Source organism: Cellulosimicrobium sp. So1_17 (assembly GCF_055181235.1).
The window spans coordinates 1845353-1862585 of sequence record NZ_CM143702.1 but is presented as its reverse complement, the minus strand read 5'-3'; the positions used below and the strand labels follow the sequence as shown (position 1 = coordinate 1862585).

At 73.8% G+C, this 17233-nt stretch carries 12 protein-coding genes; 9 read left to right on the top strand and 3 right to left on the bottom strand.

The window, feature by feature from the left end:
- Positions 1–9 precede the first annotated feature (9 nt).
- The 9 genes from ACZCLJ_RS08310 to ACZCLJ_RS08270 all read left to right on the top strand — a co-directional run bounded on the left by ACZCLJ_RS08310 (position 10) and on the right by ACZCLJ_RS08270 (position 14613).
- On the top strand, positions 10–1728 hold the full coding sequence (locus tag ACZCLJ_RS08310) for an FHA domain-containing protein (RefSeq protein ID WP_463106092.1): 1719 nt from the start codon (positions 10–12) through the stop codon (positions 1726–1728).
- Positions 1725–3503: a serine/threonine-protein kinase gene (locus tag ACZCLJ_RS08305; protein ID WP_463106091.1), complete on the top strand. Its 1779-nt coding sequence runs from the start codon at positions 1725–1727 to the stop codon at positions 3501–3503. The genes ACZCLJ_RS08310 and ACZCLJ_RS08305 overlap by 4 nt, the downstream gene beginning before the upstream one ends.
- Positions 3500–4201, top strand: coding sequence for a hypothetical protein (locus ACZCLJ_RS08300; RefSeq protein WP_251153492.1), 702 nt, complete (start codon positions 3500–3502; stop codon positions 4199–4201). Before ACZCLJ_RS08305 ends, ACZCLJ_RS08300 begins: the two co-directional genes overlap by 4 nt.
- 69 nt (positions 4202–4270) lie before the next feature.
- Positions 4271–8782: an FtsK/SpoIIIE domain-containing protein gene (locus ACZCLJ_RS08295; RefSeq protein ID WP_463106090.1), complete on the top strand. Its 4512-nt coding sequence runs from the start codon at positions 4271–4273 to the stop codon at positions 8780–8782.
- A gap of 146 nt (positions 8783–8928) precedes the next feature.
- A complete protein-coding gene (locus ACZCLJ_RS08290) occupies positions 8929–9198 on the top strand; it encodes a hypothetical protein (protein ID WP_251153494.1) in 270 nt (89 codons plus the stop codon).
- Between the two features lie 129 nt (positions 9199–9327).
- On the top strand, positions 9328–9801 hold the full coding sequence (locus ACZCLJ_RS08285; RefSeq protein WP_251153495.1) for an LpqN/LpqT family lipoprotein: 474 nt from the start codon (positions 9328–9330) through the stop codon (positions 9799–9801).
- Between the two features lie 313 nt (positions 9802–10114).
- Positions 10115–11521 (top strand): FAD-dependent oxidoreductase, encoded by a 1407-nt coding sequence (locus tag ACZCLJ_RS08280; protein ID WP_463106089.1) that lies wholly within the window; start codon positions 10115–10117, stop codon positions 11519–11521.
- Between the two features lie 225 nt (positions 11522–11746).
- On the top strand, positions 11747–12634 hold the full coding sequence (gene htpX, locus ACZCLJ_RS08275; RefSeq protein WP_463106088.1) for a zinc metalloprotease HtpX: 888 nt from the start codon (positions 11747–11749) through the stop codon (positions 12632–12634).
- Between the two features lie 221 nt (positions 12635–12855).
- Positions 12856–14613, top strand: a complete 1758-nt coding sequence (locus ACZCLJ_RS08270) for an L-aspartate oxidase (protein WP_463106087.1) — start codon at positions 12856–12858, stop codon at positions 14611–14613.
- Here the strand turns inward: ACZCLJ_RS08270 and ACZCLJ_RS08265 are convergent.
- The 3 genes from ACZCLJ_RS08265 to rarD form a co-directional block, all read right to left on the bottom strand.
- Positions 14566–15546, bottom strand: a complete 981-nt coding sequence (locus ACZCLJ_RS08265; protein WP_463106379.1) for an HAD family hydrolase — start codon at positions 15544–15546, stop codon at positions 14566–14568. The two genes, ACZCLJ_RS08270 and ACZCLJ_RS08265, sit on opposite strands and share 48 nt — an antisense overlap.
- 11 nt (positions 15547–15557) lie before the next feature.
- Positions 15558–16052, bottom strand: a complete 495-nt coding sequence (locus ACZCLJ_RS08260) for a YajQ family cyclic di-GMP-binding protein (RefSeq protein ID WP_251153499.1) — start codon at positions 16050–16052, stop codon at positions 15558–15560.
- 124 nt (positions 16053–16176) lie between these two features.
- Positions 16177–17187, bottom strand: a complete 1011-nt coding sequence (gene rarD, locus ACZCLJ_RS08255) for an EamA family transporter RarD (RefSeq protein ID WP_463106086.1) — start codon at positions 17185–17187, stop codon at positions 16177–16179.
- Positions 17188–17233 lie beyond the last annotated feature (46 nt).

Here is a 17233-nt window from a genome sequence, read left to right as displayed (position 1 = left end):
CTGCGCTACGTGACGGGACAGGCACGCGCGCTCGTGCGGGGCGGTGCCGTCGTGGTGCTCCCCGCGCCGGTCGAGACGGACCTCGTCGACCAGGTGTGGGACCAGCTCGGTGCCGCGCCGGGGGTCGTGGAGGTCCTCCAGGTCCTCACCGGCGCCTTCGGCTCGAGCCTGCGCACGATCCCGCCGTTCGCGGTCGCCGTCGTGGCCGACCGCCGGGTCCACGTCGCCGTGCGGGGTGCCCTCGCCGTGACCCTCGAGGTCGAGGGTGGTGACCGCGTCCACGTCGACGGTGACGACGTCACCACCTGGTCCGAGCGGGTCGTGGACGACGTGGTCGAGCTGCTCGTGCGCACGGGCGCCGCCCCCGCCGCCGCCCCGGTCGGCGAGCCGTTGCTCGGGGACCGCGCGACGTGGCCCCTCGCGTCCGCGGTCGTGCTGGCCGACGCCGTGGCGTGGCAGCTCGCCGAGCGTCCCGCGCGGGCGGTCGCGGACCCCGAGCGCGACGAGGCCCCGGTCCACGAGACCTCCGTTCCCGGGACCGTGGCGTCGGCACCGGTCGTCGCCGGCGGCACGAGCAGCGGCACCGAGGTCCCGCCCCGCGCCGAGCCCGCGTCGGGGGCGGCGCTGCCGCCTGCACCGTCCGAGCAGCCCGGGACGTTCGGCGCGACCATCGCGCTTCCCGAGGAGACGATGGCGCCCGAGCCGGACGGCGCCGGCTTCCTCGACCACCCCGGTACGGCGAGCGAGGCCGAGGGCGATGCCCCGGTGACGTCGGACGACCCGTTCCCGGCGGCCGACGACTACTCGCACCTGTGGGGCTCGACGGTGCTGCGCACCGTCGAGGACGCGGCGGTCCGGGCGCAGGACGCCGACGACGACGAGGGCGAGCCCTCTGCGTCGCCGGCGGAGACACCCGTGCCGGCCGTCCCGGCGCCCGGCTCCGCCGAGCGGGTCGACGCGACCGTCCCGCCGCCCCCGGGCATCGGCGTCCCGCCCGTCCCCGGTCCCGACGAGCCGCCGCAGGCCGGCGGCCTCATCGCCGGCGTCCCGCGCGAGTGGACGGGTGCGACCCCGGCCGCGGCCCATCGCGCCGCGACCGTCACCCCGGACGACGCGGCGCCCGACGGATCCGCCGACGGCGGTCTCGACCACGACGGGCACACCGTGCTGTCGTCCGCGATCGCCGACCTGCGTGCGGCCGCGCAGGAGACCGACACCCCGCCGCCACCGCCCGCGACCCCCTCGTTCACGACGCCGCCCGCCTCGGGACAGCAGCGGATCCTCGCGCGGACGTGCGAGCAGGGGCACGGCAACCCGCCGTCGCGCGACACGTGCGCGGTCTGCGGCGGTGCGCTCGACGGCGACGCCGCGCTCGCGGTGCGCCCGCCGCTCGGTCGGCTGCTGGTCTCCACCGGGCAGACGATCGAGCTCGACCGCGGGGTCGTCGTCGGGCGGCGACCCAGGACGCCCCGGACGCAGGCGGCCGACCTGCCGCGCCTGGTGACCGTGCCGAGCCCGCAGCAGGACATCTCGCGCTCGCACCTCGAGGTCACCCTCGAGGGCTGGCACGTGCTCGTGAGCGACATGGCGACGACGAACGGCACCACGCTCCTGCGCGCGGGCCAGCCGCCGCGCCGCCTGCACCCGTCGGAGCCCGTGCTCGTCGTCGACGGCGACGTCGTCGACCTCGGGGACGACGTGACCCTGACGTTCGAAGGAATCTGGTGAGCACCAAGCGAGCACCGTCCCCGCCGCCGGAGATCCAGGGCTTCGAGTACGTCTCGCTCATCGGCTCGGGCGGTTTCTCCGACGTCTTCCTGTACCAGCAGCAGCGGCCACGGCGCCGCGTCGCGGTGAAGGTCCTGCTCCAGGAGTGGTCGAGCCCGTCGCAGCGGGCCGCCTTCGACGCCGAGGCCGACCTCATGGCGACGCTGTCGACGCACCCGTCGATCGTCACGATGTACGAGGCGGACGTCGCGGACGACGGGCGTCCGTACCTCGCGATGGAGTTCTGCTCGCGACCCAACCTCGGCGCCCGCTACCGCACCGAGCGGCTGTCCGTCGCGGAGGCCCTGCGGACCGCGGTGCAGATCGCGGGGGCCGTCGAGACGGCGCACCGCGCGGGCATCCTCCACCGCGACATCAAGCCGGCGAACATCCTCGTCACGGAGTACGGCCACCCGGCGCTCACGGACTTCGGCATCTCGTCCACCGTCGACGACGCCGCGCGCGCCGAGGGGATGTCGATCCCGTGGTCCCCGCCGGAGTCGTTCGCGGAGCCCCCGCGCAGCGGCATCGCGACGGACGTGTGGGCGCTCGCCGCGACGACCTACACGCTCCTCGCCGGTCGCTCGCCGTTCGAGGTCCCCGGCGGCTCCAACTCCAGCGCGAACCTCATCTCCCGCATCGAGACGTCGCCCCTGCCGCGCACGGGGCGCACGGACGTGCCCGCGTCGCTCGAGCGCGTGCTCGACACGGCGATGGCCAAGAACCCTGCGTCGCGGTACCCGTCGATGCTCGCGTTCGCCCGCGCCCTGCAGCAGGTCCAGAACGAGCTCTCGTACGCGGTCACGCCCGTCGACCTCCTGGACGACTCGGGCCACGTCCACGAGGAGGAGCCGGACGACGACGGCGGGACGCGCCTGCGCCAGGTCGTGTCGATCGACCCCGGAGGTCAGGCGCAGCCGACCCCGACGCGCAACCCCACGCTGCCGACCACCCCGCTCCACCCGCCGCGACAGCCCGCACCGCAGTGGCCCGCGCAGCCCACGCCGGGCGCCCACGTCCCGCAGCAGGCATCGGTGGCACCGGCGGCGTGGGCTGACCGTCCGACCGGCACGTCGCCCGGCCACCCGTCGTCGGGCACCTCGGGCACGTACCCGACCGCCGGTCCGTACGCGCCGGTCGTCGAGGCGACGGACCCGTCGCGGCGGCACCCGGGCGCCGTCGCGCCCTACGCGCCCTGGGGGACGGCGCCGGTCGAGGACACGGTGCAGCGCACCGTCGGTCCGGGGGAGGGAGCGGCGCCGGGCGCGCCGGAGCAGGAGGCGCGACGCGGGGCGCTGGTCCCCGTCCTCGTCGGAGCGGGAGTCCTCGTGCTGGCGGGCGTCGGCATCTTCGCCCTCACCCAGGGCGGGGGCTCCTCCGAGGCCGACGACGACCCGAGCACCACCCCGACGAGCGAGACCTCGACCGTGCCGTCCGACAACCTCGGCGCGCTCGTCCCGCCCGTCAACGACCTCACCGGGACGTACGACCCCGAACGTCAGGTCGCGACCTTCACGTGGGCGTACGACAGCCCGGACGCGCAGGAGGGGGACGGCTTCGCGTGGCGCAAGCTCGACCTCGTGGAGACGGCGCAGTACAAGCAGATCTGGGACCAGGACACCGTCGAGCTGAGCGCGAAGCCGGGCGAGCGCGTGTGCATCGAGGTCATCGTCGAGCGTGACGGCAAGCCGTCCGCCAGCCCGCAGACGGCGTGCGTCGAGGGGGAGGCCGGGTGAGCGAGCTCGCGATCGAGTTCTGCGGCGAGTGGTTCCGTCCCTCCGCGGACGACGGCGACGTCTTCGAGATCGGCCGTGACGGCGACCTCTCGATCGAGGACAACCCGTACCTGCACCGCCGCTTCCTCCGGGTCTCCTTCGAGAGCGGGATCTGGTGGCTCGCCAACGTGGGTTCCCTCATCTCCGCGACGGTGTGCGACGCCGGCGGTGGCGTGCAGTCCTGGCTCTCGCCCGGGAACCGGCTCCCGATCGTCTTCCCGACGACGTCGATCGTCTTCACCGCCGGTCCGACGACGTACGAGATCCTCGCGCAGCTGCACGGCGCGCCGTACCAGGAGATCCGGTCGGAGGACGCCGACTCCGGGGCGACGACCATCGGGATGATCACGTTCACGACGAGCCAGAAGCAGCTCATCGTCTCGCTCGCCGAGCCGATGCTCCGCCGCGACGGCACGGGGCTGTCCGAGATCCCGTCGTCGGCCGCTGCGGCCGCGCGGCTCGGCTGGGCGACGACGCGGTTCAACCGCAAGCTCGACAACGTGTGCGACAAGCTCGACCGGATCGGCGTGAAGGGGCTGCGCGGCGGCCCCGGGGCGCTCGCGACGAACCGGCGGGCGCGGCTCGTCGAGTACGCGGTCGCGTCACGCCTCGTGACGTCCGCCGACCTCCCCCTGCTCGACGCGACCGACGACGGCTGACCTGCTCGCGCCCGTGACGGCGCGGCCACGACCCAGGACCACCCCCGAGGACCCCCCGAGGACGCCCCTGTGCGCATCAAGCTCACCCTGCACCGCCCCGACTCGACGACGACGAACGTCGCGGTCACGGCCGACGCGACCGCGACCGTGCGCGACGTCGCCGAGGCGCTGTTCGCGGGCGACCCGACGCGCGCGGGGTCCGCCCTGCCCGAACGGCTCACGCTCCAGGTGACCGGGGCGCCGACCGCGAGCGGCGCGTCCGTCCAGGGCCGGGTCCTGTCGCCCACGAGCGACCTGATCGAAGCCGGGCTGCGCTCCGGCTCGACGGTCTCGATCGTGCGGGTCTCCGAGCAGTTCGACTCGCCCGGCCAGGACCGCGGCGCAGCGGTCGCCGTCCTGCGGGTCCTCGAAGGACCGGACGCCGGACGCGAGTTCCCCCTGCCGGTCGGGACGAGCTACGTCGGCCGCGACCGCAACATGGACATCCGGCTCTCGGACCCGCAGGTGTCGAAGCGGCACGCGCGCATCACCGTCGGCGAGTCGATCGAGATCACCGACACGAACTCGGCGAACGGCCTCGTCATGGGCGGTCAGCGCATGACCCGCTCCACGCTGACGTCGGCGGACACCGTCGCGATCGGCAGCACCGTGGTCTCCGTGGTGTCGCTGCACCGGTCGACGAGCCTCGCCCCGACGAGCCCCGTCGTCGAGTTCAACCGCTCGCCGCGCGTGGTCGCGCGCTTCCCCGAGCGCAAGCTGCGGGCACCGAAGCCCCCGCAGCCCCAGGACCCGACGCGCTTCCCGTACCTCGCGATGGTCGCGCCGCTCCTCATGGGCGTGATCCTCTACTCGGTGACGCAGAACATCCTGTCGATCGTGTTCATCGCCCTCAGCCCGATCCTCATGCTCGGCAACTACCTCGACCAGCGGGTGCAGGCCAAGCGCAAGTTCAAGGCCCAGGTCGAGCAGTTCCGGGCCTCGGTCGCCGCGATGCGCGACACCATCGACCGCACGCACGCCGTCGAGCGCGCCGTGCGGCTCACGGAGGCGCCCTCCGTCACGGACACCGTGGACGCGGTCCGTCGCCTGGGCGGGCTCCTGTGGACCCACCGGCCCGAGCACGAGGCGTTCCTCACCGTGCGGGTCGGGCTGGGGACCGCGCCGTCGCGCGCCCAGGTCGACCAGCAGAACGAGAACAACACGCTCCCCGAGTTCTGGAACGAGCTCGAGAAGCTCCACGCGCAGTGCGCGACGATCGACGGCGTGCCCGTCGTCGCGCGCCTGCGCACGGACGGCGCGCTGGGCATCGCCGGTGCCGGGGCGACGGCGGACGCCGTCGGCCGCGGGATCCTCGTGCAGCTCGCGGGGCTGCACTCGCCGTCCGAGCTCGTGCTCGCCGCGATCACGTCGCAGCGGTCGCGCGCCGACTGGGAGTGGCTCGAGTGGCTCCCGCACACCGGCTCGCCGCACAGCCCGCTCGGCGGCGGTGCGCACCTCGCCGACAACCCGGGCGCCGCCCTGTCGCTGCTGTCCCGGCTCGAGGACATCGTCGAGCTCCGCGGGGCAGACCTCGGTGCGCACGCCGAGCTGCGCGGGCCGATCGACCCCGAGGAGCCCCTGGACACCCCGCAGCCCGTCCTGCCGACCGTCGTCGTGCTCGTCGAGGACGACGCGCCGGTGGACCGCTCGCGCCTCACCCGGCTCGCCGAGCGCGGCGCTGACGCGGGAGTCCACCTCGTGTGGGTCGCGCCGTCGGTGGAGCAGCTGCCTGCGGCGTGCCGCACGTTCGTCCTCGTCGAGGAGAACGGCGCCGCGGCCGACGCACAGGGCGCGGGCCGGCCCGGGGCCGCCCAGGGCGCGACCACGGGGGAGGTGCGGGTCGGGCGCCTGTCGTTCCCCGTGACGTGCGAGACCGTCGACCTCGCGACGGCGCACGACGTCGCGCGCATCCTCGCGCCCGTCGTCGACGTCGGCGCGCCCGTCGACGACGACTCCGACCTCCCGCGCTCCGTCTCCTACCTGGCGCTGGCGGGCACGTCGCTCGCGGACGACCCGGGCATCCTCGTCGACGCGTGGCGCGAGAACGGGTCCCTGACCCCGCGCGACGGCTCGCCTCCCGTGCGTCGCCGCACCCCGACGAACCTGCGCGGCCTCGTCGGGCACTCGGGGACGGAGCCGCTCTACCTGGACCTGCGCACGCAAGGGCCCCACGCGCTCGTCGGCGGGACGACGGGTGCGGGCAAGTCGGAGTTCCTCCAGTCGTGGGTGCTCGGCATGGCGGCCGCGCACAGCCCGGACCGCGTGACGTTCCTGTTCGTCGACTACAAGGGCGGCGCGGCCTTCGCGGACTGCGTGAACCTGCCGCACACCGTGGGCCTCGTCACCGACCTGTCGCCGCACCTCGTGCGGCGCGCGCTGACGTCGCTGCGCGCGGAGCTGCGGTACCGCGAGCACCTGCTGAACCGCAAGAAGGCGAAGGACCTCGCGTCGCTCGAGCGCACCGGTGACCCCGACGCCCCGCCGAGCCTGCTCATCGTCGTCGACGAGTTCGCGGCGCTGGTCAACGAGGTCCCGGAGTTCGTCGACGGCGTCGTCGACGTCGCGCAGCGCGGTCGCTCGCTCGGCCTGCACCTCATCCTCGCGACGCAGCGGCCCGCGGGTGTCATCAAGGACAACCTGCGCGCCAACACCAACCTGCGCGTCGCGCTGCGCATGGCGGACGAGGACGACTCGACGGACATCCTCGGCATCCCGATGGCGGCGCACTTCGACCCGTCGATCCCGGGCCGCGGAGCCGTGAAGACGGGCCCCGGCCGCATCACCCCGTTCCAGACGGGGTACGCGGGCGGCTGGACGTCCTCACGGCCCGAGCCGTCGCGCATCGACGTCCAGGAGATGTCGTTCGGCACGGGCATGCGCTGGGAGCTCCCGGAGCCGGACGTCGAGGACGAGACGCAGGACCCCGGTCCCAACGACATCTCGCGCGTGGTCGCGACGATCTCGCGCGCCGCGGTGGAGGCGGCGGTCCCGGCGCCCCGCAAGCCGTGGCTCCCCGAGCTCGCGCGCACCTACGACCTCGCCCGGCTGCCGAACCCCCGCACCGACGCCATGCTCCTGCTCGGCGTCGAGGACGACCCGACCACGCAGACGCAGCCCACCGTGTTCTACGAGCCCGACCGTGACGGCAACATGGCGATCTACGGCACGGGCGGCTCCGGCAAGAGCGCGACGCTGCGCACCATCGCGGTGTCGGCCGCGATCACGGCGCGCGGCGGTCCCGTCCAGGTGTACGCGATCGACGCCGGCGCCAGCGGCCTGCGCATGCTCGAGGACCTGCCCCACGTGGGGGCGGTCGTCTCGGGCGACGACGAGGAACGGGTCCAGCGCGTGCTGCGCACGCTGCGCGACGTCGTGGACGAGCGCTCCGCGCGGTACGCCGCGGTGCGGGCGGGAGGCCTCGACGAGTACCGCCGGATCGCGGGCGTCCCCGACGAGCCGCGCATCCTGCTCCTCGTCGACGGGATCGGGGCGTTCCGCGACGCGTACGAGTTCCGCCCGTCGCACGCGTTCCCCGTGTGGGGCGCCTTCACGCAGATCGCGACGGACGGTCGCCAGGTGGGCGTGCACGTCGTCGTGACGGGCGACCGTGCCGCGTCCGTCCCGACGTCGCTCGGCTCGACGATCCAGAAGCGGCTCGTCCTGCGCCTCGCGAACGAGGACGACTACATGACGCTGGGCGTCCCCAAGGACGTGCTCACGCTGACGTCGCCCCCCGGACGCGGCATCCTCGAGGAGAACGAGGTGCAGGTCGCAGTCCTCGGCGGCGACCCCAACGTCGCGCTCCAGGCCCGCGAGCTGGGCAGGCTCCGCGACGCGATGTCGCGCCTCGGCATCCCGCAGGCGCCCGGGGTCGACCGGCTGCCGGACAGCTTCACGCTGGACGCGCTGCCGGAGCTCACGGGGGACCGGCCCACGATCGGCCTCGACGACCTGGACATCGCTCCCGTGGCGCTCCCGGCCCGGGGCACCTTCATGCTGTCGGGACCGCCGGGGGGCGGGCGGACGACGGCGCTGGTCACCATCGCGCAGGCCGTGCGCCGTGCGCGCGCGGGCCGGGTGGTCTACCTCGCCCCGCGACGCACGAGCATCTCCTCGCTCGACGCGTGGGACACGACCGCGACGTCCCCCGAGGACGTCGTGACGCTGCTCGGGAGCCTCACGGCCACGCTCGAGGGCGGTTCGCTGCGCCCGGGGTCGCTGACCGTGCTCGTCGAGTCGGTCACGGAGTTCACGGGGACGCCCGCGGAGCAGCCGCTCGCGGCGTTCGTCCGGACCGCCGTGCGCGCGGAGCAGCTCGTGGTGGGCGAGTCGGAGTCGTCGACGTGGGGCCAGGCGTGGGCCATCGCCCAGCCGTTCAAGGCCGGCCGGTCGGGGCTGCTGCTGACGCCGGGCGACCTCGACGGGGACACGCTGCTCGGCACGGGCCTGGGACGGCTGCGCCGCGCCGACTTCCCGCCCGGTCGCGGCTTCCTCGTCGTCTCGGGGAGGGCGCGCAAGATGCACGTCGCGCTGCCCCGCTGAGGCCGCGGAGGCTCGAGCACACTTCCGGCACGGCGATGGGGAGGCCTCCCCATCGACGCCGTGCGGGGGCCGATGGTTGAGTAGGGCCATCGACAACGGGACGGCGTCCACGCAAGGTGGAGGCCGAGGACAGAAGGAGATGAACCATGGCTGGATACTGGGGCGCTAACGTCGAGGACCTCCGCGGGCTCGGTCAGACGCTGCAGCAGAAGGCGGACGAGATCCGGACCACGATGAACACGCTGAACACCCAGGTCCAGGGCGTGACGTGGGAGGGCCCCGACGCCCAGCAGTTCAAGGGCAGCGACTGGCCGGCCGCGCAGACGCAGCTCAACAACGTCTCGCAGATGCTCACCGAGGCGGGCCAGAAGGCTCAGCAGAACGCGCAGCAGCAGGAGCAGGCTTCGAACTCCTGATCCGCGAGCTCCACTGCGGTCCACCGAGGGCGCAGGATCCCGAGAGGGGTCCTGCGCCCTCGGCGTGTCCGGGGAGCCGGCGGTCTGCGAGACTGCTGACGCACCACCCCCGACGAGAGGCCCTGCCGCATGACCGAGCTGCGCTACCCGAGCGACGACTTCCCCGGGCCCGTGGGCGTCCGCGCGACCGCCCCGGAGGGCTGGGTGCCGCTGCCTCACGTCGCGCTCCCGCTCGCGCTCGGGCGGGAGGTGCCGGAGGGCGAGTTCAACCCGAACGTCATCGTCGTCGTCTCGCGCGTACGGGCCGACGCGACCCTCGAGGACGCGCACGCCGAGGTGCTGCGCAAGCTGCGCCCCCTGCCGAAGCTGCGCGAGCTCGGCAGCGGCGAGATCGAGGTGGACGGGCTCGCAGGCCGCTGGGTCGAGGCGTCGTTCAAGGGCGGGGGCGGGGTGGTGCTCGTCCAGTCGGTGCGGACCGTCGTCGTGCCGCGGGGGCCGGTCGCGGACGTCGTGCAGACGACGGGCACGTGCACGCTCGTGCAGCACCCGTGGGCCGGGGACGAGATCCGCGCTGTGCAGGAGAGCCTGAGCCTCGACCGCTGAGGACCGGTGACGACCCGTGACGACCGGTGACGGCATCGCGAGACCGTCACCGTTTACATTCGCCCGGATCACAAGACGCCCTATCCACCTGGCGAGACCGCTGGCACAGTAGGAGGATCGGGAGAGGGCTGAGTGAGGCTACCCTCACCCGGTCGTACAATCGAGGTGGTCTCCTGCGGTCGGTCAGCTCCGGACCGCCGTCCTGCGGCCGGGCACGAGCCCTGCTCACCCGACTGCGAGCCAGACCGAGCACCAGACCGAGCACCAGACCGAGCACCAGACTCCCGTCCTCCACCGGAAGGCACCCTGTCCTGTGAGCAGCATCCGTCCCCTGCGCGTCGCGATCGTCGGCGCGGGTCCCGCCGGGATCTATGCCGCGGACATCCTGTCCAAGACCGATCTCGACGTGAGCATCGACCTCTTCGAGCGACTGCCCGCACCGTTCGGGCTCGTGCGCTACGGCGTCGCGCCGGACCACCCGCGCATCAAGCAGATCATCGTCGCGCTCCACAAGGTGCTGAGCCGCGGCGACATCCGCCTGCTCGCGAACGTGGACTACGGCGTCGACCTGAAGCTCGACGACCTGCGGCAGTACTACGACGCCGTGATCTTCTCGACCGGCTCGATCCGCGACGCGGCGCTCCCGATCGAGGGCATCGACCTCCCCGAGTCCTACGGCGCCGCGGACTTCGTGTCCTGGTACGACGGGCACCCGGACGTCCCGCGCACGTGGCCCCTCGAGGCGCAGCAGGTCGCGGTGCTCGGCGCCGGCAACGTCGCGCTCGACGTCGCCCGTGTCCTCGCCAAGCACGCCGACGACCTGCTCCCCACCGAGATCCCGCAGAACGTCTACGACACGCTCAAGGCGTCGCCCGTGACGGACGTGCACGTGTTCGCCCGTCGTGGTCCCGCGCAGGCCAAGTTCTCGCCGCTCGAGCTGCGCGAGCTCGGTCACGTCCCCGACGTCGACGTCATCGTCTACCCGGAGGACTTCGAGTTCGACGAGGGCTCGATGGCCGCGATCAGCTCGTCGAACCAGACGAAGCAGGTCGTGAAGACCCTCACGGACTGGACGCTCAAGGACCCGAGCGAGCACACCGCGTCGCGCCGCCTGCACCTGCACTTCCTGCACGCCCCGGTCGCGATCCTCGGCGACGGCAAGGTCGAGGCGCTGCGCACCGAGCGGACGCAGCTCAACGGCGACGGCACCGTGTCGGGGACGGGCGAGTTCCACGAGTGGCCCGTCCAGGCCGTGTACCGTGCGGTCGGCTACTTCGGATCCCCGCTCCCCGAGATCCCGTTCGACGAGCTCAAGGGCGTCATCCCGAACCGCGAGGGGCGCGTCCTCGACATCGACGGCGAGCACCTGCCGGGCGTCTACGCGACCGGGTGGATCAAGCGCGGACCGGTCGGGCTCATCGGCCACACGAAGTCCGACGCGTCCGAGACGATCCGCCACCTCGTCGAGGACGTCACGGGCGCCGGCGACGACGTCGCCGCGGCCGACCTCGAGGCGGGGCGCGTCGCCCCGCTCGGCACGCCGGACGCCGTCGTCGAGTTCCTCGCGGAGCGCGGCGTCGACTACATCGAGTGGTCCGGCTGGGAGCTGCTCGACGCGTACGAGCGCGGCCTCGGCGAGCCGCACGGCCGTGAGCGCATCAAGGTCGTCCCGCGCGAGGACATGATCCGCGTCGCGCGCGGCGAGTCGCAGGCCGGCTGACCGGCGCCACGCACCGTCACGACGGCGCCCTGCCCGCCCGGGTGGGGCGCCGTCGTCGTGCCGGGAGCTGGCCGGGCGACAGCGCGTCCAGCCCAGGCGGCGCGACGGGTGCCTCGGGAACGTGTCGGGACCGTGGCGCGTTCACCTGGTGGGCGGCGGCAGGACCGCCGCCCTGCGGGCGGCCCGGCACCACGGTGGGCCGCCCCGAGCGTGGAAGGAGCGCCCGTGGGACGACGCCAGCACTTCAACGGCCTGAAGACCGCCGCGCTGTTCGGGGGCATGTGGGTCGTCGTCCTCGGCCTGTGGGCCTTGTTCGGCGCCCGGGCCAACCTGCTCTGGATCTTCGTCGGGATCGGTCTCGTGACGACGTTCTACGGGTACTGGAACTCCGACAAGATCGCGATCCGGGCCATGCACGCCCGGCCCGTGAGCGAGCTCGAGCAGCCGACGATGTACCGCATCGTCCGCGAGCTCTCGACGGAGGCCCGCCAGCCCATGCCGCGCCTCTACGTCTCGCCCACGCAGGCGCCCAACGCGTTCGCCACCGGGCGCAACCCGAAGAACGCCGCGGTCTGCTGCACCGACGGCATCCTGCGGATCCTCGACGAGCGCGAGCTGCGCGGAGTCCTCGGGCACGAGCTCATGCACGTGTACAACCGCGACATCCTCACCTCGTCCGTCGCGGGTGCGCTCGCGGGGGTCATCACGTCCCTCGCGCAGTTCCTGCTGATCTTCGGCGGCGACCGCGACCGGGGCGGCAACCCGCTCGCCGCCCTCGCGATGGTCTTCCTGGCACCGATCGCGGCGATGCTCATCCGGATGGCGATCTCGCGCACGCGCGAGTACGACGCGGACGAGGACGGCGCGCGGCTCACGGGCGACCCGCTCGCGCTCGCGTCCGCGCTGCGCAAGCTCGACGCGGGGACGCAGCGTGCCCCGCTGCCGCAGAACCGCGACCTCGTCGACGTCTCGCACCTCATGATCGCGAACCCGTTCCGGGGCGCAGGCGTCGCGAAGATGTTCGCGACGCACCCCCCGATGACCGAGCGCATCAAGCGCCTCGAGGCGATGGCCGGGCACGGGCCGGGCTACGGCGGGATCACGTACCGCTGACCCGGTCGGGCGGCACGCCGTGGTGTGACCTCCCTGCGTGACGCAGGAGCGTGACCTGCGAGCGTGACCTGCGAGCGTGACGTACCGGCTGCGTGACCCGGCTCACGACCCCGTCCGTGGGGGCGTCGCGGTGCCTACCGTGGACGAAGGCCCCGATTCCCCGGGACCGTCGCCCGGACCTCCGGGCCGGGCGACCCTGGTGCACCGACGGAGGTCCCGCCATGCAGTGGAGTCATCGACGTCTCGCGACGAACGTCCTGGTCATCGGCACGGGAGGCGCCGGGCTGCGTGCCTCGATCGAGCTCGCCGAACGGGGGATCGACGTGCTGGCCGTGGGCAAGCGGCGCCGTCACGACGCCCACACGAGCCTCGCCGCGGGCGGCATCAACGCCGCGCTCGCCACGACGGACCCCGAGGACTCGTGGCAGCAGCACGCAGCGGACACGATCACCGAGTCGTACGGCCTCGCCGACCCGGAGGTGGTCGAGGTGGTCACGCGGGGCGCCGCGCGCGGCATCGAGGACCTCGAGCGCTGGGGCATGCCCTTCGCGCGCGACGCCGACGGTCGGATCAGCCAGCGGTTCTTCGGCGCGCACACGTACCGCCGCACGGCGTTCGCGGGCGACTACACCGGGCTCGAGATCCAGCGCACCCTGGTGCGGCGTGCCGGCGAGCTGCACGTCCCGGTCCTCGACACGGTCTACGTCACGCGGATCCTCACCGCGCACGGGCGGGTCTTCGGCGCGTACGGCTTCGACGTCACCGACGGGACGCGCGTGACGATCCACGCGGACGCGGTGATCCTCGCCGCCGGGGGACACACGCGCATCTGGCGGCGGACGTCCTCGCGCCGGGACGAGAACACCGGTGACTCGTGGCGCCTCGCGGTCCTCGCCGGCGCGCGGCTGCGCGACGCGGAGCTCGTCCAGTTCCACCCGTCGGGGATCCTGGAGCCCGAGGAGGCCGCCGGCACGCTCGTGTCGGAGGCAGCCCGTGGCGAGGGCGGGATCCTCCGCAACGCGCTGGGGGAGCGGTACATGGAGCGGTACGACCCGCAGCGCATGGAGCTTTCCACGCGCGACCGCGTCGCGCTCGCGGGGTACACCGAGATCTCCGAGGGACGGGGGACCCCGCACGGCGGCGTCTACCTCGACGTCTCGCACCTGCCGCGCGAGCAGGTGCTCGAGCGCCTGCCGCGGGTGTACCGGATGATGCTCGACCTCCAGATGCTCGACATCACGACGACGCCCATGGAGGTCGCGCCCACCGCGCACTACTCGATGGGCGGCGTCCGGGTCGCGGCGGCCGACCACGCCACGGAGATCGACGGGCTGTACGTCATCGGCGAGGCGGCGAGCGGGCTGCACGGGGCGAACCGCCTCGGGGGGAACTCGCTGATCGAGCTGCTCGTCTACGGGCGGATCACGGGCGAGGCCGCGGCGGACTTCGCGACGGCGTCGGACGCGCCCCGGCGGGACGCGGGAGCGGTCGCCGAGGCCGCGCACGAGGTCGACCGCGCGCTCGGGCTCGGGACGCCCCTCGCCGCCGACGCCGCGCGCCAGGAGAGCGCCCGCCGCCTCCAGCGGGAGGTCCGCGACCTGATGTCGGCGCACGCCGGCGTCGTGCGGTCCGAGGACGGGCTGACGGAGGGCCTGCGACGGCTGGGGGAGGTGGAGGCTCGGTCCGGGGACGTCGTCGCGCACCCCGACATCGCCGGGTACGACGACCTCGCCCACGCGTTCGACCTCCAGGGGTCGCTGCTCGCGGCGCGGGCGACGCTGGAGTCCGCGCTGGTCCGGCGCGAGACGCGCGGTGCCCACAACCGGTCGGACCACCCGGAGACGGACCCGGCGCTGCGCGTCAACCTCGTCTGGTCGCCCGACCGCGGCGTGGAGGCGGAGCAGGTCCCGCCGGTCCCGGACGAGATCGCGTCACTGCGTCGCGACGACGACTCCGTGGCGGGCAAGCTCGTCGAGTAGCGCGTGCGCGACCCCGTCGTCGTCGTTCGCGGCGGTCACGTCGGTCGCCGCGGCCAGGACGTCGGGGTGGGCGTTCGCCACGGCGAACGAGCGTCCGGCCCAGCGCAGCATGGGCAGGTCGTTGGGCATGTCGCCGAAGGCCCAGACGTCCTGCGCAGGGATGCCGAGCCGGTCGCACCAGCGCGCGAGCGCGGCGTCCTTCGTGATGTCGGGCGCGAGGAGCTCGGCGAGACCCGCTGCGCCCGAGTAGGCGAGGTGGGCCCGGCCGCCGACCACCTCGCGCACCTGGGCGAAGAAGCGTTCCTGCGTCTCGTCCTGGTGCGACGCGACGACGACGGGCTGCGTCGCGGGCGCGTCGGGCGGGGGAGGGGCGGTGGACAGGCGCGCGAGCATCTTGCCCACCGGCCGGGGCACCGTCGCGTCGGCGTCGGTGTCGTGCCCGCCCAGCGTCTCCTCGACCCGCCGGACGACCGTCGCGGCGCCCGTAGGGTCGGACGCGTCGTCCGCGGCGGACCGGAAGCCGGGGTCGAACGTCGGGCCGTCGACGCGCTCGAGCGCGAGCGCGACGTCGGGCAGGCCCGCGCGCAGGTCGGCGACGAGCTCGCGCGCCGCGACGTCGTCGAACCCGCAGACGTCGATCGCCTGCTCGGTCGCGAGGTCCCAGACGGCCGCCCCGCCGAGGCAGATCACGCGTCCGTGCCCGCCCACGACGTCGCGCAGCGGCGCGAGCCAGCGCGGCGGGCGGGCCGTCACGAAGACGATCTCGACGCCGGCCTGCTCGGCGGCGAGCAGGGCGTCGCGCGTGCGCTGCGACAGGCTCCCGTCGGAGCGCAGCAGCGTGCCGTCGAGGTCGGTGGCGACGAGCCGAGGCAGCCGGGCCGCGGTCTGGCGTGGGCCGCCCGACGGCGTGAGGTGCGGGCCGCCGTCGGGCACGGGCACCGCGACTACCGGTAGTTCGTGAACTGCAGCGCGACGTCGAGGTCGGCGGCCTTGAGCAGCGCGATGACGGTCTGCAGGTCGTCGCGCGACTTCGACGTCACCCGGACCTCGTCGCCGGTGATCTGCGTCTTGACGGCCTTGGGGGCCTCGTCCCGGATGATCTTGGTGATCTTCTTCGCGTTCTCGCTGGACAGACCCTCCTTGAGGGTCGCGGCGAGGCGGTACTCCTTGCCGGAGGGCTTGGGCTCCTTGTCACCCGTGTCGAGCGACTTGAGGGAGATGCCGCGCTTGATGAGCTTCGTCTCGAAGACGTCGAGGATCGCGAGGACGCGCTCGGCCGAGTTGGCGACCATGACGATGCTCTCGCCGCTCCACGCGATGGAGGCGCCGATGTTGCGGAAGTCGTACCGCTGCGCGACCTCCTTCGCGGCCTGGTTGAGCGCGTTGTCGACCTCCTGGCGGTCGACCTTGCTGACGATGTCGAACGACGAGTCGGCCATGGTGGCCCTCCCTCGGGGACGGGTGCGGGTGCTGGGTCCACCGTAGTCGAGTGCGCGCCGCCCCGACGGCCGTAGGCCGGCCGGGGACGACCCCCCGACGCGCCTCGCGGGTGCTCCCGGGCCGTCAGGTGCGAGCGGCCAGCCGGGTCGCCCGCGCGGCGTGCACACCGTCGACGGTGAGCACGACGAGCGCCAGCCACACGAGGACGAAGCCGGCCCACCGCGCGGGCGGCATGTGCTCGTGGAACACGAGGACGCCGCAGAGGAACTGCAGGACGGGCGCGAGGTACTGGAGCATGCCGACGAGCGACAGCGGGATGCGGCGCGCCGCGGACGAGAACAGCAGCAGCGGGACGGCGGTGACCAGGCCTGACGACGCGAGCAGGAGGGCGTGAGCGGGGTCGTCGGGGGAGAACGTGCCGTTGCCCGAGACGCCGAGCCACGCGAGGTAGGCGAGCGCGAGCGGCGCGATCGTCGTGGTCTCGGCCGCGAGACCGGGCAGCGCCTCGACGCTGCGCCCCACGCGGTTCTTCACGAGGCCGTAGAGCCCGAAGCTGAACGCGACGCCGAGGGCGATCCACGGCACGCGTCCGACGCCCACCGTGATGACGGCGACCGCGGCGGTGCCGATCGCGAGGGCGACCCACTGCGCCGGCCGAAGCCTCTCGCGCAGGACGACGACCGCGAGGAGCACGGTGACGAGCGGGTTGACGAAGTACCCCAGGGCGGCGTCGAGCACGTGGCCGGACAGCACGCCGTACACGTAGATCGTCCAGTTCGTGGCGACGAGCACGCCGGCGACGCCGAGCAGCGCGAGCGTGCGCGGGCTGCGCAGGACGCGCGCGAACCGGCCGAGCTGTCGGGCGACGACGAGCAGCAGCACGCACACGACGAGGCTCCACACCACGCGGTGCGCGATGATCTCGAGCGGGCTGGCGGGCTCCAGGAGCGGGAAGTAGAGCGGCATCGCGCCCCACAGGACGTAGGCGCTAGCACCGAACAGGACACCTCGGCGGTCGAGGGCGCCGGCGGCGGGTGCGGGATGCCGGTCGGGTCGTGCGGCGGTGTCGTCGAGGCCCGGCGTGCGTTCCGGCGTGGAGGGGGTGCGCTCCGGCGAGGGAGCAGGGTCGGTCACGAGACCACTCTAGGAGCCCGCCGCGGAGCGGATTTCGCACTGCGGC

Coding starts and splice junctions, on each gene's coding strand:
- ACZCLJ_RS08290 (WP_251153494.1), top strand. CDS start 8,929: ATGGCTGGATACTGGGGCGCTAACGTCGAGGACCTCCGCGGGCTCGGT.
- ACZCLJ_RS08285 (WP_251153495.1), top strand. CDS start 9,328: ATGACCGAGCTGCGCTACCCGAGCGACGACTTCCCCGGGCCCGTGGGC.
- ACZCLJ_RS08270 (WP_463106087.1), top strand. CDS start 12,856: ATGCAGTGGAGTCATCGACGTCTCGCGACGAACGTCCTGGTCATCGGC.
- ACZCLJ_RS08260 (WP_251153499.1), bottom strand. CDS start 16,052: ATGGCCGACTCGTCGTTCGACATCGTCAGCAAGGTCGACCGCCAGGAG.